Here is a 20715-nt window from a genome sequence, read left to right on the forward strand (position 1 = left end):
CCGCTGCGCTTGCTCTTGCTGCCGCGGCGCGGGGCGGGTGGCTCGCGTGGGTCCATGCCAAAAGTGTATCCCGGCGGCAGCCGCCCAAGCGGGCTATGCTCGTGGCATTGCCATCGCTTTCAGGGAGCTGTCGATGAACGGCCTGTCCTCGCGCCATCTCGTGTTCGTGATCTGCCTGGTGGCCTGCGCGTTGGCGCTGCTGGGTTGGCAGGAGGGCTGGCCGCTGCGCGTGCTGGCGCTGGTGAGCGGCGCCCTGGTGCTGGTTGGCGTGACCGACCTGCTGCAGCGGCGCTCGACCCTGCGGCGCAACTACCCGATCAGCGCCCACATCCGCTTCTTCTTCGAATACTTCCGCCCGATGCTGCGCCAGTACGTGGTCGAGTCCGATACGGAGGAGGTGCCGTTCTCGCACGTGCAGCGCGCGGTGGTGTACCAGCGCGCCAAGAACATCTCCGACGTGCGTGGTTTCGGCAGCGAGCTCGACATGTATGCCGAGCGCTACGAGTGGATCAATCACTCGATCAGGCCGAGCATCATCGACAACGCCGACTTTCGCATCGACGTCGGCGGCGCCCAGTGCACGCGACCATATTCGGCCAGCGTGTTCAACATCTCGGCGATGAGCTTCGGCGCGCTGTCGCCCAACGCGGTTCGCGCGCTCAACGAGGGCGCGCGGCGCGGCGGCTTCTACCACGACACCGGCGAAGGCTCGCTGTCGCCGTACCACTGCGAAAATGGCGGTGACATCGTGTGGGAACTGGGCTCGGGCTATTTCGGCGCCTGCGAGCGCGCCGGCGTGTTCAGTGAAGCCAAATTCGTCGACAAGGCCGCGCTCGACCAGGTCAAGATGATCGAGGTCAAGCTCTCGCAGGGCGCCAAACCCGGTCACGGCGGCGTGCTGCCGGCGGCCAAGGTCAGTGCCGAGATCGCGGCCACGCGCGGTGTGCCGATCGGCGAGGACTGCATCTCGCCGGCGCGCCACTCCACGTTCGATACACCCGAAGGCCTGTTGCGCTTCATCGCCCGCCTGCGCGAGCTGTCGGGCGGCAAGCCGGTCGGGTTCAAGCTCGCGATCGGTCACCCTTGGGAGTGGTTCGGCATCGCCAAGGCGATGGGCAGCACCGGCATCCGCCCCGACTTCATCGTGGTCGACGGCGGCGAGGGCGGCACCGGTGCCGCGCCGGTCGAGTTCTTCGACCATGTCGGCGTGCCACTGCGCGAGGGACTCATGCTGGTTCACAACACGCTGGTCGGGCTGGGCCTGCGCGAACAGATCCGCATCGGTGCCGCTGGCAAGATCATCACCGCGGTGGACCTGGCCCGCACGCTCGCGCTCGGTGCCGACTGGTGCAACGCCGCGCGCGGGTTCATGTTTGCGCTGGGCTGCATCCAGGCCCGGCTGTGCCACACCGATCGCTGCCCGACCGGCATCACGACGCAGGATGCGCGTCGCTGGCGCCAGCTCGACGTGCCCGACAAGGCCGAGCGCGTGGCCAATTTCCACCGCAACACCGTGCATGCCTTGCGCGACCTGCTGCAGGCCGCCGGGCTCGGGCATCCGAGCGAGCTCGGTCCCGAACACGTGATCCGCCGTGTCTCGGCCGAGCAGGTGAGGCCGCTGGCGAGCTTGTACCGCTACCTCGAACCGGGTGAGTTGCTCGGCGGGCATGTGCCCGAGCATGCGGTGTTCCAGCGCTTCTGGCATCAGGCCCGGCCCGACAGCTTCGGCGCGCCCGATGCACTGCTGGCGCGGCGCGCGAGCAAGCTGGTCTGACCCGCACCGTCGTTGGCGTGGCGACGGGCGCTGCCGTAGGCTGCACGATACCGTCGCCGCCGGAGCCTCGCCGATGATCGATCTCCACTACTGGCCCACGCCCAATGGCCACAAGATCACGCTGTTCCTCGAGGAAGCCGCGCTCGACTACACGTTGCGCCCGCTCGACATCGGCAAGGGTGAGCAGTTTGCGGCCGACTTCCTCGCGATCTCGCCCAACAACAAGATGCCGGCCATCGTCGACCACGCACCGGCCGACGGCGGCGAACCGATCAGCGTGTTCGAGTCGGGCGCGATCCTGCTGTACTTGGCCAACAAGACGCGCCAGTTCCTGCCCAGCGACGTGCGCACGCACACCGTGGTCAACGAATGGCTGTTCTGGCAGGTCGGCGGACTGGGTCCGATGACGGGCCAGTACGGGCACTTCAGCGTGTACGCACCCGAGCCGATCGCCTATGCGATCGAGCGCTACACGCGCGAGGCGCTGCGCCTGTGCGCGGTGCTCGACCGGCGCCTGGCCGGCCGCGAATTCATTGCCGGCGACGAGTACACGATCGCCGACATGGCCTGCCATCCGTGGATCGATCCCTACCGCAAGGCGCCGCTCGATCTGCGTCCGTTCGCCAATCTGCGGCGCTGGCACGACGCGATCGCGCAGCGCCCGGCCAGCGTGCGCGCCTATGCGCGCGGCGCCGAGTTCGCAGCGCAGGCCGGCGCGCCATTGAGCGCGGACGCTCGCCGCACGCTGTTCGGCCAGGGCCCGCGTTGAGCGGCCACCTCAGTCGCGCATCAGGGTGGACTTGCCGAACAGGCTTTCGACCAGATCCACCGCGAGCAGCGCGGTCTGGTTGCGCGTGTCGAGCGCGGGATTGAGTTCCATGATGTCGAGCGAACCCATGCGCCCGCTGTCGGCGATCATCTCCATGCACAACTGCGCTTCGCGATAGGTCGGGCCGCCGGCGACCGTGGTGCCGACCCCTGGCGCGATCGACGGGTCGAGGAAGTCGACGTCGAAGCTCACGTGCAGATGGTCATTGGCACCGAGGCCGGTCAGCGCCTCTTCCATCACGCGCCGCATGCCGACCTCGTCGATGTAGCGCATGTCGTAGATGTCGAGCCCGACATCGTGCACGAGGCGCTTTTCGGCCTGATCGACCGAGCGGATGCCGATCTGGCGCAACTGCCCAGGCGCGAGCTGCGGCGCACTGCCGCCCAATTCGGTCAGGCCGGCGGGGCCAAACCCGCACAGGCAGGCCACCGGCATGCCATGCACGTTGCCCGACGGCGTGATTCCGGCCGTGTTGAAGTCGGCGTGCGCATCGAGCCAGAGCACGGTCAGGCGCCTGCCGTTGGCGCGGCAATGGCGCGCGACCGCGGTGATCGAACCGATCGCCAGGCAATGGTCGCCGCCGAGCAGGATCGGCATGCGCTGCTGGTCGAGCTCCTGCGCGACCGCCGCCATCACGGCGCGGTTCCAGGTCACCACCTCGGCCAGGTGACGATAGCCCTCATGCGGCGGCAGCCACGGATTGACCGGTCCCTGCAGGTTGCCGCGATCGATCACGTCCAGGCCACGTGCCGCCAGCGCGGTGCCGAGGCCGGCGACACGCAGCGCCTCCGGACCCATCGCCGCGCCACGCGCGCCGGCGCCGATGTCGGTGGGTGCGCCGATCAGGGAAATTGCCTTTTGCACAGCCATCCGCAGCCTCCGCATGATGCGCGTGGGGCGCATCGCAAACGGCATATTCTCGGGCAATCGGGCGGGTGCGTCACGCCCATGACGCTCACGCGCTGCGGGCACCCTCGTCGATCGCGCTGTCGATCGCGTTCAGCAGCAAGGACATGGCGCGGTCGAGCCCGGGCAGGTCGACGCCGGCGGCACCGGCCAGTGCGCCGCTGGCCAGCGCGTCGAGCTCGCCGGCGCGCGCACCGACCGTGGCATAGCCGTAGCAGCCGGCCGAACCGGCCAGGCGGTGGGCCTGCACCGCCAGTTCGTGCAGAGGCGCATCGTCGCACTGCGCCACACGCCAGGCGCGCCAATGCGCCAGCAGCGCACTGCGCTTGTCGGCGAGGGCGGCGGCGTAGCGCTGCCGCAGGGCCTGCATGGCGGGGTCGTCGGCGATCACGATGCGGATCGATGGCGGCGGGAAGGTCACTATAGGCCCGAGGCTGCCCGCGAGTGTGTACAAATGCAACGAGTCACGAAGATTCACCGCAGCGCCGCTATGCTGCCGCACCGACGCGCGCCGCGCGCCGCTTGCACCTTTGCGCGGAGATTCCAGCGATGAGCGACTTCACCAGCGAGATCCTCGGCCAGCTCGATGCGAACCGCATCCAGGCCATTGCCAGCCAGCTCGGCCTCGACCCGGCCCAGGCACAGGCGGCCATCACGCAGGCCGTGCCGGTGGTGGTCGGTGGCCTGGCCCGCAACGCCTCGACCGAGTCCGGCGCCAGTGCGCTGCGCAGCGCGCTCGACGCCCATGGCGGTGCCGACTTCGGCACGATCCTCGGCAGCGTGCTCGGTGGCGGTGGCCAGGGTGGCGCCATTCTCGGCCACATCTTCGGCAACCGGCAGGACCAGGCCGCGCAGCAGATCGGCCGCAGCAGCGGCATCGGCACTGCCAACGCGGGCGCACTGCTGGCGATGCTCGCTCCGCTCGTCATGGGCATGCTCGGCAACCGCGCGCAGGGCCAGGGCATTGATGCCGGCGGTCTCGGCAGCATGCTGGGCCGCGAGTTGCAGGGACTGGGCCGCGGTGCCCAAGGTGGCCTGATGGGCGCAGTGTTCGATCAGGACGGCGACGGCCAGTTCGGCCTGTCCGACGTGCTCAAGCTCGGTTCGCAGTTCTTCGGTCGCCGCTAGGCGTCCCCGGGGCCCGCCGCAGCGCCAAACTCGCGATAGGCGGCCACGGTCGCCTCGACGCAGCGCGACCAGGTGAAGCGCCCGGCCTGCGCGATCCCGCGCGTGCGCGCCTGGGCGCGCCAGGCGTCGTCGGCGAGCAGACGCCGCAGGCCATCGCCAATGGCGGCCTCGTCGAGCGGATCGATGCCGAGCGCGATCGCGCCGTCGGCGTCGCGTGCCACTTCGTCGAGCGATGAACCGCGCGAGGTGAGCACGGGAATCCCGCTGGCCATGGCCTCGAGCACCGGCAGGCCGAAACCCTCGTACAGTGATGGAAACGCGAACGCATGGGCGCCCGCATACAGCAGCGGCAGCTCGGCTTCGTCGACATAGCCGAGCCGGCGCGCCTCGTCGCGCGCCTCGAGCGGTGCGATCGCCTGTTCGAGCTCGCGGTTGAGCCAGCCGCGGCCGCCGGCGATGACGAGTCGATGCTGCGCGCGCAGCGCCGCCGGCAAGCCCGCGTAGGCCCGCACGAGACGGGCAAGGTTCTTGCGCGGTTCCTGCGTCGCCACCACGAGCAGGTAGCGCTGCTGGGCGAGGCGATGACGCTGCAGTACCGCAGCCAATTCCCCGGTGGTCCGTGGCCGGTAACTCGCATTGACGCCGAGCGGCACCACGCGCAACCGCGCCGGCGACACCCCGAGCCGGGCCTCGATCTCGCTGGCGATGAACTGCGAATCGGTCAGTACGCAGGCGGCCTGTTCGAGTGAACGCGGCAGATGGCGCTCGAGGAAGCGCACGCGCTCGCGCGGATGCGCCTGCGGATAGCTCAGCCACGACAGGTCGTGCACGGTGGTGAAGGCCGGTCCGTCGAACGGCAGCAGCACGTAGTTGGGCGTATGCAACACCCAGCCGCGCAGCTGGCGCGCGTGCAGCCGGAACAGGCCCGCGCGCAGCTGCGCATACAGCTCCAGCGCCGCGCTCTTGAACGGCACGCGGCGCCGCACGGCCGCGATCGTGCGATTGGCGCGCAGCGCATGGGCGGGATCATCGACCCAGTGGTAGGCCGAATACAGGCGCAGCGCCTCGACCTGGCGATGCACGGCCAGGCCGCGAGCCAGTTCGAGCGCATAGCGGCCGATGCCGGTCAGCGGCGCGCTGATCGCATCGACGTTGAAGATCACGCGCATGGGGCGCGATCCGGCGCCAGCCGCGCGAGGTCGGCCTCGACCATCGTGCGGGCGAGCCCCGCCAGGTCGCGGCTCGACACGAAGCCGAGCTCGCGTCGTGCCTTGGCCGCATTGCCGACCAGCAGCGGCGCATCGAACGGCCGCAACAGGTCGGCATCGACGCGCACGCGCACGGCGCCGCTGGCGCGATCGATACCGACCTCGTCGGCACCGGCACCGTGCCACTGCAGCGCAACGCCGATGGCGGCAAAGGCCGCGTCGGCAAACTCGCGGATGCTGGCGGCGTGGCCGGTGGCCAGCACGTAGTCATCACCCTGCGCGCGCTCGACCATTGCAGCCATCGCGGCCACGCAGTCGGGCGCATGGCCGAAATCGCGGCGCGCATCGAGATTGCCGAGCACGACCTCGTGCGCGCTGCCACGCGCGATGGCGGCCACCGCCAGCGAGATCTTGCGCGTGACGAAGGCGGGATCGCGCAGCGCGGATTCGTGGTTGAACAGGATCGCACTGGAGGCGTGCAGGCCGTAGCTGGCGCGCCAGGCACCGACCGCGCTGTGCGCCAGCAGCTTGGACACGCCATAGGGCGAGCGCGCCGCGAGCGGGGTGGATTCGTCCTGCGGTGCCTGTGCCGGTGCGCCGAAAATTTCGGCGCTCGAGGCGAGCACGAAGCGGCAGCGTGGCGCATGCCGACGCAGCGCCTCGAGCAGGTTGAGCGTGCTGCCGCCATTGGCCGCGATGCTGGCCTGCGGCTCGCGGAACGATTCGGCCACGCGCGATTGCCCGGCCAGGTGGAACAGCGCGTCGGGTTGCAGGTCGCGCACGATGGCCGCGCAGGCGTCGGCAGCGGTCGGATCGAGCGCGACGCTGCGCAGGTGCCGGTGGCGAGCGATGCCGAGCTCGCGCAGGCGCCAATCGTCGAGCGCCCGACCCGGCCGGTGGGTGCCGCTGACGGCGATGCCGCGCGCCAGCAACTGCGCCGCCAGCAGGGCGCCATCCTGACCGCTCAGACCGGTGATGAGCGCGTGGCGCAACTGCCAGCTCATGGCAACTCCCCGAAGCAACGCAAATCGCGATCGGTGCCGGCCAACGCAGCGGCGGCGGTCGACGCAAACGGCTGCGCCACGGTGACGATCGGCAGGTCGAGCAGGCGGCACAGGATCTCGACCGCGCTGTCGCCCTCGCGCGCCACCAGCAGGCGCTCGATCGCGAACACCTGCAGCCAATCCCACAGCGCCCGGTACGAAGGCTCGGGATCGTGCGCCTGCCAGGTGCAGGCGGCGACCACCTCGCCGGCGCGCAACAGCTCGTTCTCGCTGCCGTTGGCGACGAGATTCCAGACCTCGGCGTCGGGCCAGTCGGGCGCACCGGCGCCGACCCACAGCAGGCGCGGCCGCGGCGCGGACACCTGCGCGAAGGCGCGTCGCACGCGCCAGTCGAGCACGCGCCGCGCGAAGGAATGCAACTGGCGGCCGACATCGCGTTCGTAGTCGGGCCAGCGCTGGCGCAGCACCGCCATGCCGGCGCGACCGAGCGCAGCGCGCCGCTCGCTGCCGAAGCTCGCGCTGCGCTCATGGCGCACATAGACGTTGCCGGCGATCAGGTGGCGCAGGCCGTGTCGTGCGGCGCGCTGGCAGAAATCGTTCTCCTCGCCGTAGCCCTGCGGGAACGCCGCCGCATCGAGCGCGCCGATCGCGGCGATCACGCTGCGCCGGATGTACATGCAGAAGCCGTTGCCGGTCGGCAGCTGCGGGTAGGCCAGGCCGGCCTCCTGCCACAGTGCACGCGCGGCATCGATGAAACGCCAGGCCTGGGGCCAGCCATTGGCCTGCTCGAGCTCGGGTACCGAGAACGCGCCGGCGTTGTCGGACACCGCGGTCACGGTGGCAACGAGTGGATCGCTGCAGGCCGCGCGGCGCAGGCCCTGCAGCCAGTTCGGACCGACCTCGGTATCGGCATTGAGCAACACGACATCGGCATCGCCGGCGGCCTCGATGCCGCGATTGGCGCTGCTCGTGAAGCCGCAATTGTGCTCGTTGCGCAGCACCTGCACGCCAGGCAGGCGCGCCACGCGTGCGAGCAACGGGGCGATGGCGGGATCGTCGCTCGCGTCGTCGATCACGATGAGGCGCGCCTTGCCGGTGGTGTGGGCAAGGATGCTGACCAGGCAGCGCTCGACGAGGGCCGCGGCGTTGTACACCGGCACCACGATCGTCACTGCGGGCGCCGCCGCGTCGGTGCCGAACGGCATCGGCTGGGCGCCGCCGACGCTGCGCCGTGGCGCCGCGCTGGGCGCCGCCGCGGCGCGATGACCGGCGTGGCCCGGCATTAGCTGCAGGGCTGCGCTGCTGAGCAGCGCGCCGGCGCGTCCCAGACGCGGTTGCGCGGCGATGCCGAGGCGACCGTTGGGTGCGAACTCGAAGTCGAACCCGGCACGCCCCTCGGCATCACAATCGGCGGTCGCGAACCAGGCGCCGTCGAGGTCGAGTGCGAGCGACTGCGTGCCGGGTTGCGCGCGCAGCAGCAGTCGGCGGCCGTCCCAGTCGGCTGCGAGCAGCGGCGGTTGCAGGCTCACCCGCGACCGGCGGCGCAGCCAGCCCAACATCATGGCGCCCCCGCGGTTGCGGCGAGGATGCTGCGGTCGGCGATCGCGGCCTGCAGTGCGCGCTGCGCGGGTGTCGCCGCGCCCACGGCCTGCGGCCGATGCGTCGGTGCCTCGATCCAGCTCCGCACCACCTCGTCGCCGGGCCAGCGGAGCCCGCCGACGCCGCACGCGGCCAGCTCGTCGAGCAGCCCGCGCGCCACCACCAGCGGCTGCGCGCACAGCGCATCGTAGTCGACGAGCAGGCGCGGCCAGCCCAGGCTCGCCGCGAACGCGGCGCGCGTGTACTGCTCCCACAGCGCCCAGGCCTGTGCGGGCGGCATCGCATCGCGCCGCACCAGCGAGGCGACGACGGCGTCCGGCTCGCGCACCACGTGCACGAACAGCGGGCGCGTCAGCAGCGGCAACAGTTCGCGCGCAACGAGGCACAGCCGTGGTTCCTTGATGAGCCATGGTCGCTGCGCATCGAACTCGGCGATGAGGGCGCCCACGCTGCGCCGAAACGCATCGACGGCGGCCGCGGGAGCCTGTGCGGGCGGTGTGCGCCAGTCGCCACCGGCCTGCGCCAGCCGCGTCAGGCAGGCGCCATGCAGACGGCCCGATTCGTAGTGACCCTTGGGGTTGTCGGGGCCGACAAGGAGGTCCTCGGTCGGACCGACGTGGACGCCGAGGCGGGCCAGCAAGCCGGCCACGCTCGACGTGCCCGAGCGATGCATGCCGAGCACGACGAGCTGGCCGCTCGCCGGGCGGGCGAGCTGCAGCGGTCGGTGCGGCGCCGGCGGTGGCGGCGGTGGCGGCAACGGCGCGAGCGCGGTCAGGCGCGCGGCCAGCGCATCGGCGCTGACTTCGATGTCGTGTTCGTGTGCGAACGCCGCACCGGCCTCGGCGCGCTCGCCGGGGTTGCGACACTGCAGCCGCGCCGCGCGCAAGGCGGCGACCAGCGCGTCGCGCTCGGGCTCGGCCCAGCCCAGGCCGTGGCGCGGATCGATGGCGCGGCGCGCCGCCACGGCGATGCCGTGCGCACGCGCGAGCACTCCGTTGCTGCCGTAGGCGGTGGCGACGAGGGTCAGGCCGCAGGCCAGTGCCTCGGCCACCATCGGATCGTGGCCGGCGCCGCGTCGCGCGGCGACGTAGACATCGCCACTGCACAGGAACTGCGCGCGCTGGTGCCAGGGCCACTGCCAATCACGCAACACGCGGATGCGCGCGTCCTCGCCAACCTGCTGCGCCAGCAGCGCGGCCAGCGTGGCCTGCGCCGGACCACGCACATGCAGCAGCAGGACGACCTCGGCCGCGGCGTCGAACGCGGCGCGGAACGATTCGATCAGCAGCTCCGGTGCGTCGCGCAGCGCATCCTCGACCACGGCGAGGAACACGCAGCGGCCACGCGGATCGCGCAGGCCCGGCACCTGCGGATGGCAATAGTCGGCGTCCACGCCCAGCGGCAGCAGCTCGATCGGCGTGCGCACGCCGGCAGCCACGAAGGCCTCGCGCTGGAACGCATCGGGCACCAGCAGCAGATCGAGCGCGCGGCTGCCGTCGCACCATGCCGATGGCACGCGGTCCCACTCGCCGCAGGCCAGCGCCACGCGCCGGCGTCCGGCCGCACGAGCGAAATGGTCGCCGCCGGCGCAGACCAGCGCGATGTCGGCCGGTGGCTGCCAGCGCAGGCCGGCGGCGAGCTCAAGCCGGAAATCCTGAGCATCGAGGATCTCGTCGGCGACGCCGGCGTAACTCGCGCGCAGGCCACGCGCATCGAGCCGGCGCAGCAGCAGGCGGGTCCACTGCGCGTACGCCGCATCGCCGCGCGTGACGCCCTGCCACAGCACGTTGCCGCGGTAGTGCGCGTACAGGCGACCGAGCCAGCGCGCGGCGAAGGTGGCGCGGCTCGCGGTCCACAGCCGCTGGCGGAAACCGCCATCGTCGCGCGTGGAGGCGTGTTGGTCGTGACGCAACGTCACCGTGCCGGCATTGAGCGTGGCGATGCCGAGCTCGGCCGCCCGCAGGCAATAGTCGGTGTCCTCGAAATAACTGTGGAAGGCCTCGTCGAGACCGCCGATGCGGTCGAGGCAATCGCGGCGGATGTAGGCCAGTGCGAACGCGACCTGCTGCACGCGCCGCACGCGCCGGTACTGGCCGACCTCGCGCTCGACCCGACCGGCCTCGGTCTGCTGGCCCCACAGTCCGTCGGCCTCGATGAATCCACCCGCGTGGTACAGGCGCCCTTCCGCCTCGGGTCCAAGCAGGCGACAGCCGACGATGCCGACATCGGGCGCGACGTAGGCCGCATCGCGCAGGCGTCCGAGCCAGTCGGCCTGCGTGAACACGAGATCGTTGTTGAGCAGCACCACGTCGGCATCGGGCCCCGCCGCGGCAATGCCGGCGTTCATGCCGCGCACGAAGCCCCGGTTCTCGCCGAGGCTGACGACCTGCACGCGCCCGGCATAGGCCTGCAGCGCGGTCGCAGTCTCGTCGCTGCTGCCGTTGTCGACGACGATGACACGTGCCGCGAACAGGTCGCTGGCCAGCAACGAGTCGAGGCAGGCCCGCGTCGTCGGCCACTGGTTCCAGGCCAGCACGATGAGCGCGGCGTCGCGCATGCTCAGCCCCGCGCCGCCGCTTCGGCCGACCAGGTCAAGGTGAGCAGGCGATCGAGTTCGTCGAGTGCGTAGGTCGTGGGTTCCAGACGCAGCAGGGCCGCGCCGCGCGCGGTCGCCGCCGCTGCGCCGCGCACGCGCGCAAGCTCGCCGGCCAGGCGCGCACCGTCGAGCCGCGCGTCTGGTGCCTGCGCCAGACGCGCGAGCAGCACGACGAGCTCGGCCGGCGACAGTCGCAGGCGCCGCGCCAACGCCAGCAGTCGCGGCCCGCCGAAGGTGGCTTGCGCGTCGGCGTTCATGCCGCCGCCGGCGCGGGCTGCGCGGCCTGCCGATAGGCGGCCAGCACGGCGTCGCGCTCGCCCTCGAGCACGCTGCGACCATGTTCGATCCACAGCACGCGATCGCAACGCTGCGCGATCTGGTCCTCGCTGTGGCTCACCAGCACGACCGTCTGGCCCTCGCCCATGCGCGCCCGCAGCGCAGCGCCCGACTTGCGCTGGAATTCGGCATCACCCACCGCGAGCACCTCGTCGATGAGCAACACGTCGGGCTCGGCCTGCATTGCCACCGAGAACGCCAGGCGCATGTTCATGCCGGCCGAGTAGGTTGAAATCGGCTGCTCGAAGAAATCGCCGAGTTCGGAGAACTCGCGGATCGCGGGCAGGCGCGCGGTGATCTCACGCCGACGCAAACCGAGCAGCAGTCCCGACAGGATCGCGTTGTCGCGCCCCGACAGATACGGCACGAAGCCGAGCGACAGCGACATCAGCTGGCACGACACGTTGCGCCGCCGCACCTGGCCGCGATCGGGCACGAGGATGCCGGCCAGGACGCGCAGCAGCGTGCTCTTGCCGGCTCCGTTGCGACCGACCACGCCCAGGCGTTCGCCGCGCCGCAGCTGCAGGCTGACATCCTCCAGCGCCCAGAACCGGCCGCCGCCCATGCTGCGTTGCGCATGGAACGCGATGCCGACGTGTTCGAGCTCGACGATGATGTCGCTCATGTCAGTTGGCCAGCTTGGGGAAACGCGGCGCCATCCAGCGCACGAACAGCACGCCGGCCGCGCACAGCACGATCGAGATCGCGTAGATCTTGGCCAGGCCGACCCAGTTGGGCAACTGGTTGTGCATGAGGATCGCGCGCGCATCGTCCATGACCACGGCCACCGGATTGATCGCCATGAGCCACTTGAGACTGTCGGGCACCTGGCTGAGCGGGAACACCACGCCCGACAGGAACATCACCACGGTCAGCACCTGTTCGATCACGAAGCGCAGGTCGGGCACCAGCGGCACCACTGCCGACACCACGAAGCCGACTCCGGCGCCGGCGAGGAACACCGCGAGGAACAGGATCGGCAACGCCCAGTACTTGTCGTTGGGTGGATAGCCCAGTGCCCACAGAATCGCGACCAGCAGCACGAAGATGAAGCAGAACTTGACCGTGTCCGACAGCATCGCCACCAACGGAAACACCAGCGGCGGCAGCGGCACCTGGCGCACCATCGGCAGGTTCGACCAGATCGCGTAACCGCCATGCGTGATGCACGACTTCATCCACTGCCACAGTGTGATGCCAACGAGCAGGAACGGGATGTAGTCGGGTCCGCCGGTCTTGAGGATCACGTCGAACACGAGCCAGAACGCAGCCATCATCATGGCCGGATCGAGGATCCACCACAGCAGGCCGAGATAGCTGCGCGCGGTTTCGGCGCGCAGCTCGGCATAGGTACTGAACAGGACGAGTTCAACGAGGTGGCGGCGCATCGGCAGGACATGGCGAAAACGTCGCCCAGAATAACCGATTCCGCGCGCCGCCCGCCTGGATCACGGTGTGCACGGATGGTCGAGCGCGACCGGTGCGAAGGCAAGGAACAGCAACGCGGCGGCCAGTGCCGTAGCTGTGAGCAGGCGCGGCGCGGTAGGCGCGAACGCAGCCACGGCGCGGCGCGGCGCCACGCCACGCGCGAGCGCATCGCCGGCCAGGCCGCACAGGAAAGGCAGCATCGGCAGCAGGAAGCGCGCCTTGACATGGATGAACGCAAACAGCGCCAACTGGCAGGCGATCAGCAGCGCGACCACCCGCTCGAGCATGCCGATGCGGCGCCGCCAGCAGGCCAGGCCGAACGCCGCCGCGCCGAGGATCAGCGCATGGCTGGCCTCGCTCAGCCAGGTCAGGCTGCGCGTGAGCCAGGCTGGACTGTGGTAGACCGACAGCTGGCCGGCGCAGGCCGGCCCCGGCAACTGCGACACCAGCAGCGTCTTGGCGTTGAACAGGCGGAAATACTGCCGGCCAAGCTGCGCCGTCAACACCGTGCCGAGGCCGTGCGCTTCGACATAGCCGCGCACCTTGTCGCGATACACGGCATTGCGCTGCTGCGGCGTGGCGCCACTGGCGAGGAAGGCCGGCAGCTCGACCCCGCCCATGTCCTGCACGTAGTCGCTGCGCCAGCGATCGGTGAGGCCGACCCACAGGTTGTAGACCGAGCTGTCGGCGATCATCGGCGTGCCGTACTGGCGCCAGCCGTGCACGAGCGCCGGGGCGGTGACGAGGCCGATGCCGCAGACGAAGGCCGCGCCGGCCCGCCAGCCGGCGCTGGGCCGCGCGCGCTGCACGAACATGAGCAGGAACAACGGCCAGAACACGCTGAGCAGGCTCTTGGCCAGCAGCGCCAGGCCCACGCCGAGGCCGGCCAGCAGGGCGGTGACGCTGGCGCGCGCCGATGCGTCAGCGGCCTGCAACTGCCCGCGCGCGCGCGCCAGCAGGCGCAACGCGGCCAGCAGCAACAGCAGGTGCGGGATCTCGGGCCACAGCCAGTGGGCGTAGGCGGCGATCTGCGGACTGAGCAGGAACAGCGCGGCGGCCCAGTTGGCGGCCGCCACGCTGCCGCCCAGATCCCGCCACAGGCCGCGCAGCAGCCAGCCGCAGCCGACCAGCAGCAGTGTCTGCGCGATCTGCACCACCAAGAGCTGCGGCCCGAACACGGCATACAGCGCCGCCAGCAGCAACGGCTGCAGCGGCGGCCAGATCGAGCTCGGCATCCACGCCCCACCGGCCAGGATCGCCAGCGCCGTGTTCTGGTAACCCTGCTCGTCGCCGACCAGGGCCTTGGCGCCGTGGCCGTAATAGGCGTACCACAGCAGCGCCTGGCTCAGCGCGAACAGCGCGACGAAAGCCAGCGCCGCGCCGCGATGGCGCACGCGCAGCCTCACGCCACCACCATCGCGCGGACGGCGCCGTGCGCCGCAACGATCAACGCTGCGCGTCTACGGCTGGCGGAGTCGGTGCCGCCGGCCCGGCCGGTGCGGCTGCAGCAGGCGCTGCGCCACGCGGGCGCACCTTGGCCGGGGCATGGAATACCGGCGAGAAGCGCTCGTGCGCGCCGCTGGTGGAAATGCCCTCGATGTAGTACCAGTAGTCCTTGCACGGATCGATGCTGTCGTCGCGGTATTCGTACTTGTGGGTTTCGTCCGAGGTGCCGGCGCCGAGGATCGATTCGGCCGTGAGCTTGGTGAACGGACCCGCTTCGGCATCGCCGCGGAACACATCGAAACCGAAGTTGTTCTGCTCGCTGGCGGTGGTCCAGCGTGCGGTGTTGGCGACGCGCTGCTCGGCGGGCAGCTTCGACTGGTCGCCGCAATCGCCTTCGGGGACTTCCTTGGCTGGCGCGGCGGGGGCGGCGGTCGCAGCGGGCTTGGCCGGTGCGGGCGCAGCGGCCGGCGGCGCGCTCGCTTCGGGAGCGGAGGGAGCGCACGCAGCGAGCGTGCAGGCGATCAGGGCCGCAAGAACTTGGCTGCGCATGGCGAAATTCCCCTGCAGGGTGGACTGGACATCGGTCGTGGCCGGCAACGATAGTGCGCCGATGCTTCCTCGCGCAACCGCCCTAGCCGGGCGCCGCCACCGCCTGATCCTGAGCCTGCTGCTGGCCCTGCTGGCGGCGCCGCTGGCGCAGGCCCTGGAATGGCAGGTCGAGGTCACGCCGGTCGGCGAGCTGTATCCGGCCCTGCACTGGTCGGCACGGGCGGGCGGCGGCGACGGTCTCGTCGCAGTGGTCGTCAACGGCGCAAGGGCCGGGACCGAGCTGCGTGCGCGGCTCACGACGCCGGGCCTGCGCGCGCCCGCCGTGGCCGTCGCCACGGCGACCGGCGGCGAGGTCATCCTGCGACCACGCCTGGTGTGGGATGCGAGCGCCCTGCGCGAGGTCGACACGGTGCGACGGCAGCGCCTGCAGGTCACGCTCGACGCTGGCGATCAGGTGCTGCAGCGCCAACTCGAGGTACGCCTGCACCCACTCGACGAAGCGGCCTACTACATCCGTGACGGCGCCGTGCGGGTCGACCTGTCGTGGGCGTTCGCGGCCTACGTCGATCCACTCGATCCGGCAATCGACCTGCTGCTGGCCGACGCCGACCGGCTCGCGGCGGGCCGCGCTGGCGACAGCGATGGCGCGCCGCCGGCGCAGCGCCGTTTACGTGGCGCCTGGGCCGCGCTGGCCGCGCGCGGCGTGCGCTACGACGCCACCGATCCGGCACTGGCGCGCGGCCCAGCGGTGTGGAGCCAGCGCGTGCGCTCGGCCAGCCAGGTGTTGCGCGAGCGGCGCGCCAACTGCATCGACGGCAGCGTGCTGGTCGCATCGCTGCTCGAGCGCATGGGCTTGCGCGCACAGATCGTGCTGGTGCCGGGCCATGCCTTCGTCGGCTATCAGGTGCCAGGCGGCACGACGATGGTCCATCTCGAAACGACCCTGCTCGGCGCGGTCGATTTCGATGCCGCCCTGCGCGCGGGCCGGCAGCGCTGGCGCCGGGCCGCGCCCCGCCTCGATGGTCACCACGCGCCGGACTATGCGTTGATCGATGTCGGCACTGCGCGCAGCTATGGCATCATCCCGCTCGGCGCGGCGCTGCGCGATGCCGAAGCAGACGCGGTGCCGGGCACGGGAGGGGCGGATGTCGCGTCATGCGCGACGGGATCGCCCGCCGCTCAAGGAAGCCAACGTTGTGAAACCCGATCCAGCCACTCCCGACCTTGAGTCGATCAAGGCCGAAATCCGTAGCGCTGCGGCCGCGGCGCGCGCGCGTGCGCCGTTGCCGCGCGTGGATCCAGCGCCGCGCGCACAGGCGGCGGCGAGCGACGGCATCGAGCGCGAACGTCTCGATTACGACGTATCCGAGCTCACGGGGCTCGATCATGGCGCCTTCGTCGACAACGCGTACCGCGCCTTGCTCAAGCGCAACCCTGACGAAGGCGGCGCGGGCCTTCAACTGCATCTGCTCATGACCGGCGCCGACAAGACCGAGATACTCGGCAACCTGCGCTGGTCGGCCGAGGGTCGCCACATTGGCGCGCGCGTGCGTCGCCTCCGGCTGCGTTATGTGTTGGCCAAACTGTCCCGCCTGCCCCTCGTGGGCTATCCGGTGGGCTGGCTGCTGGCGCTGCTCAAGCTGCCAGCGATGCTGCGTGACCAGCGCTTGCTGCAGGCTGCGCTCTGCGAACGCGCATCGCTCCTGGCCATGGCCCAGGCGACGCTGCAGCGCCAACTCGAGCAGCTCGAGGTGGCACAGCGTGGCTTGGTGGCGCAGGCACCGCATCGCGACGAGCAGGCGCGACAGCTTGCGGCACGCGTCGATGCCGTGGAACGTGCAGGCGCCGAGCTGCGCACGGACCTGCAGGCGGCGGCGCGCGAACGGGCCGACGTGAGCGCCGCAATCGAACCGTTGCGCCACTACGTGCACACCACCCACCACTGGCTGACCAGCCTGCGCGAGGGCATGGTCGAGCTCGAGGCCGCGGCAACGCGCGAACAGCGGCGCGCCGATGAACTGGTGGCGGCGCTGGTCGCACACGAAGCCGCGCAGGAATCGCCGGCCCAGGCGCATCGCGACTGGGCCGCGACACTGGCGCAGCACTTGCCGGCTGGCGCGCTGGTCATGGACCTGGGCAGTGGCGATGGTGCCTGGCCGGCGGCACTGATCGGACAGGGCCTGGCGGTGGCGGCGGTGGATGCCAATGCCGTCCTTGTCGCCCGCGCCCAGGCGCGCGGCATCCACGTCGCGCTGGGCGACCCGGCGGCCGTGCTGGCGCGCTGCGCCGACGCCAGCGTCATTGCGTTGAGCCTGTCGGCCACGTTGCTGGGCGATGCCGTGACCGCAGCGCGCCTGTTCGACGAGGCACGTCGCGCGATGGCCGACGGTGCGCCGCTGCTGCTGCGCGTCGAGACCGGCGCGGCGCCCGCCGCGCTGGTGAACGATGCGCGAACGGCAGCAGCCTGGCTGCAGGCGGCCGGCTTCGGCGAGCCGCGCACGCTCGCCGCGCAGGCGCGTGTGGCCGTCCTCGTGCACAAGCGCTGAGGCCAGCCATGCGCTTTGCGATGCTCGCGCCGGGCCTGGCACCCCATGATGCGGTCAGCAACGATGCGCTGGGCATGTGCGCGGCGCTGCGCGCGGCCGGTCACGAGGTGAGCCTGTTCGCGCCGCATGCGCGCGGCATCGCCGAGCCCGTGCTGGACCCGCATCGCATCGAAGGCTGGCTGCGCAGCGCCGACGACTGCGTCATCTACCACTACTGCGTCGGTTGGGATTTCGCGCTGGCGCTGCTGCGCCGGCTGCGTGCGCGCCGCATCGTGCGTTACCACAACATCACGCCGCCGGATTTTTTCGCCGATTGGTCGCCTGGCTACGTCGCGGCCTGCCAAGAGGGACGCGCCCAGCTCGATGCATTCGCCGCGCTCGGCTGCGATCTGTACCTGGGTGACTCGCCGTACAACCTCGAGGACTTCACCACCCGTGGCGTGCCGGCGCAGCGTTGCGCGGTGCTGGCGCCGTTCCACGAGGTCGAGCAACTGGCGGGGCTGGCCCCCGACGTGCGTCGCATCCCCGACGGCGCGCCGCTGCTGCTGATGGTCGGCCGCATCGCGCCGAACAAGAATTACCTGGAGCTCATCGACGCGCTGGCGGCGAGCGTGGCGATGGACTTGCCCAACGCCCATCTGCTGCTGATCGGCAAGCTCGATCCCAATCTCGCCCGTTATGGCGAGGCGCTGCAGGAACGCATCGCCATGCGCGGCATGCAGGCCCATGTGAGCTGGCTGCAGGATGCCAACGGCACCGAACTGCGCGCCGCGTTCGAGCGCTCGCGCATGCTCGTGATGCTGAGCCGGCACGAAGGATTCTGCGTGCCACTGGTCGAAGCAATGGCGCTGGGCACGCCCGTGGTGGCACTGGCCACCGCGGCGATGCCCTCGACGCTTGGCGATGCCGGCCTGCTGTGGCCCGAAGATGCCGATGCCTGGCTGATCGGCGCGAGCATTGCACGCCTGCACGCCGACGATGCCCTGCACGCACAGCTGCGCGCCCGTGGCCAGGCCCGTTACGCGGCCCAATACGCGCCGGCATCACTCGCGCGGCGGCTGCAGCAGATTCTGGCGGAGCACGCATTCACATGAAGGCGGCGATCCTGCTTCCGGTGCTGGCCGGCAAGGACGCGGTCGGCAACGATGCGCTGATGATGGCGCGCCTGCTGCGCGAACGCGGCATCGACACCCGCGTTTTCTGCGGCACCGCCGTCGGCGTCGACGAGCCCCACTACCCGATCGCGGGCCTGGCGGCATTCGCGGGCGGCCCCGACGACCTCGTGATCTATCATTTTTCGGTGGGCTGGCAGCCGGCGCTCGACCTGCTGCGGCGCGTGCGCGGCTATCGTGTGGTGCGTTACCACAACATCACGCCGGCGCGGTTCTTTGCGCCCTATTCACCCGAACACGAGGCCGCCTGCGCGGCCGGTCGCGCGCAGATCGCCGCCGTCGCGCAGTGTGGCGCCGAGCTCTACCTCGGCGCGTCGCAATACAACCTCGACGAGCTCGTTGCGCATGGCGCGCCCGCCGAGCGTGGCGCCGTGCTCGCGCCATTCCACCGCGTCGAACACCTGCTCGATGCCGAGGCCGACCTCGGCCTGCTCGACCAACTGGGCGACGGCAGCCACAACGTGCTCATGGTCGGGCGCGTGGCACCCAACAAAGGCCACGTCGCGCTCGTCGACGCATTCGCCGCCTTCGTCGACGGCTGGGGCGACCCGGCGCGCCTGCTCATCGTCGGCAAGAGCGACCCGAGCCTGCGTGGCTACACCGACCGCATCCACGCGCGCGTCGCCGAACATCGACTCGGCGACCGCGTGCAGTGGCTCGAATCGGTCAGCGAAGCCCAGCTCAAGGCGGCCTACCTGGCCAGCCACGCCTTCATCACGCTGAGCGAGCATGAGGGTTTCTGCGTGCCGCTGATCGAGGCGATGGCGCTCGGCATACCGGTCGTTGCGCATGGCTCAAGTGCCATCCCGGAAACGGCCGGCGACGGCGCCATCGTATGGGACGAGACCGACCCCTGGCTGTATGCGGCGAGCCTCGCCCGTCTGCGCGAGGATGCACATTGCCGCAACGGCTTGCGCGACCTCGCGCGGCGGCGCTTCGATGCCGTGTTCGCCACCGCGGTGATGCGCGAGCGCTTCTTCGCGCTGCTGGGAGGGGTCCTGTGAAGCGCATCGCGATCGTCGTGCCGCGCTGCCATGAATCGCTGGTCGGCGGTGCCGAGGCGCACGCCTGGCAGTACGCGACCCTGTTGGCCGATTCTTGCGCGGTCGAAGTCCTCACCACGACGGCCAGCGACTATGTGAACTGGGCCAACGACCTGCCCGCGGGCGAGGAATGGCGCGACGGTGTGTTGATCCGCCGCTTCCGCGTCGCGCGTGGTCGCACCGGCTATTTCCACGATCTGCACCGCCGCTTGCTGGCCGAGTTCGCGGCCAGCGCCGGCGCCGCGGCGGCGCAGCGCGTGCGCTGGCCGGAGGCGCTGCAGGACGAGTTCATCCGCGCGCAGGGTCCGGTCAGCCACGACCTTGTCGCCCATCTGGCACAGCACGGCGACGATTACGCGGCGGTGATCTTTCTCACCTACCTCTACCCCACCACGCATGATGGCTCGCGCGTGCTCGGGCACCGCCGCTGGGGCATCGTGCCGACCCTGCATGACGAGCCGCCCGCCTACCTGCGCGTGGTGGCCGAGCTTGGCGCCCGCGTGCCGCGCATCCTGTGGAACACGCCTGCGGAACGCCGCCTTGCGGCACGCCTGTGGGGCGTCGATGCCGGCAACATTGTCGCGATGACGGTGGCCACCGCGCCGGTCACGCCCGCGCGCGAAGCCGCGCCCTACCTGCTCTACTGCGGCCGCATCGACAGCCACAAGGGCTGCGCGATGCTCATCGATGCGTTCCGCGCCTACCGCCGCGCGCGAGGCACCGCTCTCGAACTCGTGTTGACCGGCGCCGACACGCTCGGCGTCAAGTCGGGCGAAGGCGTGCGCTATCTCGGCTTCGTCGACGAGGCGCGCAAGTTCGCGCTGATGGCCGGCGCTGTTGCATTCGTGCAGCCATCACCCAATGAGAGCCTCAGCATCGTGCTGCTCGAGGCGATGGCGCAGGGCACCCCCGCGATCGTCAACGGCGCCTGCGAGGTGCTGGCCGACCATGTGCACGACAGCGGCAGTGGTTACGTGTTCAACGACGTGGCGCAGCTCCACGCCGCAATCGACACGGCCATGGCGCTGGATGAGACCGCGCGCGCCGACCAGGCCCGCCGCGCGCGCGGCTATGTGCTCGAGCACTACGCCCGCGACAGCGTGCGTGCGCGCCTGGTCGCCGAAATCGAGGCGCTGGCCGCCGCCTGAGCG

Annotated in this window: 19 protein-coding genes; 8 read left to right on the forward strand and 11 right to left on the reverse strand. The window is 70.8% G+C overall.

The genetic code is table 11. The features are described from left to right. Positions 1-133: 133 nt before the first annotated feature. Together KF903_RS13145 and KF903_RS13150 are read left to right on the forward strand one after the other, a co-directional pair. On the forward strand, positions 134-1774 hold the full coding sequence (locus KF903_RS13145; RefSeq protein WP_291215667.1) for an FMN-binding glutamate synthase family protein: 1641 nt from the start codon (positions 134-136) through the stop codon (positions 1772-1774). Positions 1775-1847: 73 nt separating this feature from the next. Next, the gene (locus KF903_RS13150; protein WP_291215669.1) at positions 1848-2543 is read left to right on the forward strand and encodes a glutathione binding-like protein; all 696 of its coding nucleotides are present in this window, start codon (positions 1848-1850) and stop codon (positions 2541-2543) included. Between the two features lie 9 nt (positions 2544-2552). On the opposite strand, the gene rocF is transcribed toward KF903_RS13150, so the two are convergent. Both rocF and KF903_RS13160 read right to left on the reverse strand, forming a co-directional pair. Continuing rightward, positions 2553-3473 carry an arginase gene (gene rocF / locus KF903_RS13155; RefSeq protein WP_291215671.1) on the reverse strand — a complete coding sequence of 307 codons (921 nt, stop codon included), beginning with the start codon at positions 3471-3473 and terminating at the stop codon, positions 2553-2555. Between the two features lie 85 nt (positions 3474-3558). Then, complete coding sequence (locus KF903_RS13160; RefSeq protein WP_291215673.1) at positions 3559-3987, reverse strand: Hpt domain-containing protein; 429 nt, start codon at positions 3985-3987, stop codon at positions 3559-3561. A 71-nt stretch (positions 3988-4058) separates the two neighbouring features. Between KF903_RS13160 and KF903_RS13165 the strand changes: the two genes are divergently transcribed. Then, positions 4059-4637 carry a DUF937 domain-containing protein gene (locus tag KF903_RS13165; RefSeq protein WP_291215675.1) on the forward strand — a complete coding sequence of 193 codons (579 nt, stop codon included), beginning with the start codon at positions 4059-4061 and terminating at the stop codon, positions 4635-4637. On the opposite strand, the gene KF903_RS13170 is transcribed toward KF903_RS13165, so the two are convergent. From KF903_RS13170 to KF903_RS13210, 9 genes are read right to left on the reverse strand one after another with little or no spacing between them, the layout of a single operon-like run. Further along, positions 4634-5806 carry a glycosyltransferase family 1 protein gene (locus KF903_RS13170; protein WP_291215677.1) on the reverse strand — a complete coding sequence of 391 codons (1173 nt, stop codon included), beginning with the start codon at positions 5804-5806 and terminating at the stop codon, positions 4634-4636. The two genes, KF903_RS13165 and KF903_RS13170, sit on opposite strands and share 4 nt — an antisense overlap. Then, entirely contained in the window at positions 5797-6849 is a 1053-nt protein-coding gene (locus KF903_RS13175; RefSeq protein WP_291215679.1) for a GDP-mannose 4,6-dehydratase, read from the reverse strand. The genes KF903_RS13170 and KF903_RS13175 overlap by 10 nt, the downstream gene beginning before the upstream one ends. Next, the gene (locus KF903_RS13180) at positions 6846-8411 is read right to left on the reverse strand and encodes a glycosyltransferase family 2 protein (RefSeq protein WP_291215681.1); all 1566 of its coding nucleotides are present in this window, start codon (positions 8409-8411) and stop codon (positions 6846-6848) included. Before KF903_RS13180 ends, KF903_RS13175 begins: the two co-directional genes overlap by 4 nt. After that, the gene (locus KF903_RS13185; RefSeq protein WP_291215683.1) at positions 8408-11005 is read right to left on the reverse strand and encodes a glycosyltransferase; all 2598 of its coding nucleotides are present in this window, start codon (positions 11003-11005) and stop codon (positions 8408-8410) included. Before KF903_RS13185 ends, KF903_RS13180 begins: the two co-directional genes overlap by 4 nt. Positions 11006-11007: 2 nt before the next feature. Beyond that, positions 11008-11301: a hypothetical protein gene (locus tag KF903_RS13190; protein WP_291215685.1), complete on the reverse strand. Its 294-nt coding sequence runs from the start codon at positions 11299-11301 to the stop codon at positions 11008-11010. Continuing rightward, a complete protein-coding gene (locus KF903_RS13195) occupies positions 11298-12005 on the reverse strand; it encodes an ATP-binding cassette domain-containing protein (protein WP_291215687.1) in 708 nt (235 codons plus the stop codon). The genes KF903_RS13190 and KF903_RS13195 overlap by 4 nt, the downstream gene beginning before the upstream one ends. 1 nt (position 12006) lies before the next feature. Continuing rightward, positions 12007-12768, reverse strand: a complete 762-nt coding sequence (locus KF903_RS13200; protein WP_291215690.1) for an ABC transporter permease — start codon at positions 12766-12768, stop codon at positions 12007-12009. A gap of 60 nt (positions 12769-12828) precedes the next feature. Beyond that, on the reverse strand, positions 12829-14214 hold the full coding sequence (locus tag KF903_RS13205) for a hypothetical protein (protein ID WP_291215694.1): 1386 nt from the start codon (positions 14212-14214) through the stop codon (positions 12829-12831). A 40-nt stretch (positions 14215-14254) separates the two neighbouring features. Further along, a complete protein-coding gene (locus KF903_RS13210) occupies positions 14255-14803 on the reverse strand; it encodes a hypothetical protein (RefSeq protein WP_291215697.1) in 549 nt (182 codons plus the stop codon). Between the two features lie 61 nt (positions 14804-14864). Here KF903_RS13210 and KF903_RS13215 point away from each other — a divergent pair, with 61 nt between their 5' ends. From KF903_RS13215 to KF903_RS13235, 5 genes are read left to right on the forward strand one after another with little or no spacing between them, the layout of a single operon-like run. Further along, a complete protein-coding gene (locus tag KF903_RS13215) occupies positions 14865-16031 on the forward strand; it encodes a transglutaminase family protein (protein WP_291215699.1) in 1167 nt (388 codons plus the stop codon). After that, positions 16000-17349 carry a hypothetical protein gene (locus KF903_RS13220; RefSeq protein ID WP_291215702.1) on the forward strand — a complete coding sequence of 450 codons (1350 nt, stop codon included), beginning with the start codon at positions 16000-16002 and terminating at the stop codon, positions 17347-17349. Before KF903_RS13215 ends, KF903_RS13220 begins: the two co-directional genes overlap by 32 nt. Before the next feature lie 8 nt (positions 17350-17357). After that, the gene (locus KF903_RS13225) at positions 17358-18443 is read left to right on the forward strand and encodes a glycosyltransferase family 4 protein (RefSeq protein ID WP_291215705.1); all 1086 of its coding nucleotides are present in this window, start codon (positions 17358-17360) and stop codon (positions 18441-18443) included. Beyond that, a complete protein-coding gene (locus KF903_RS13230) occupies positions 18440-19525 on the forward strand; it encodes a glycosyltransferase (RefSeq protein ID WP_291215707.1) in 1086 nt (361 codons plus the stop codon). Before KF903_RS13225 ends, KF903_RS13230 begins: the two co-directional genes overlap by 4 nt. Then, entirely contained in the window at positions 19522-20712 is a 1191-nt protein-coding gene (locus tag KF903_RS13235; protein WP_291215710.1) for a glycosyltransferase family 4 protein, read from the forward strand. The genes KF903_RS13230 and KF903_RS13235 overlap by 4 nt, the downstream gene beginning before the upstream one ends. Positions 20713-20715 lie beyond the last annotated feature (3 nt).

The organism is Dokdonella sp. (assembly GCF_019634845.1).
In the GTDB taxonomy this organism is placed as follows: domain Bacteria; phylum Pseudomonadota; class Gammaproteobacteria; order Xanthomonadales; family Rhodanobacteraceae; genus Dokdonella_A.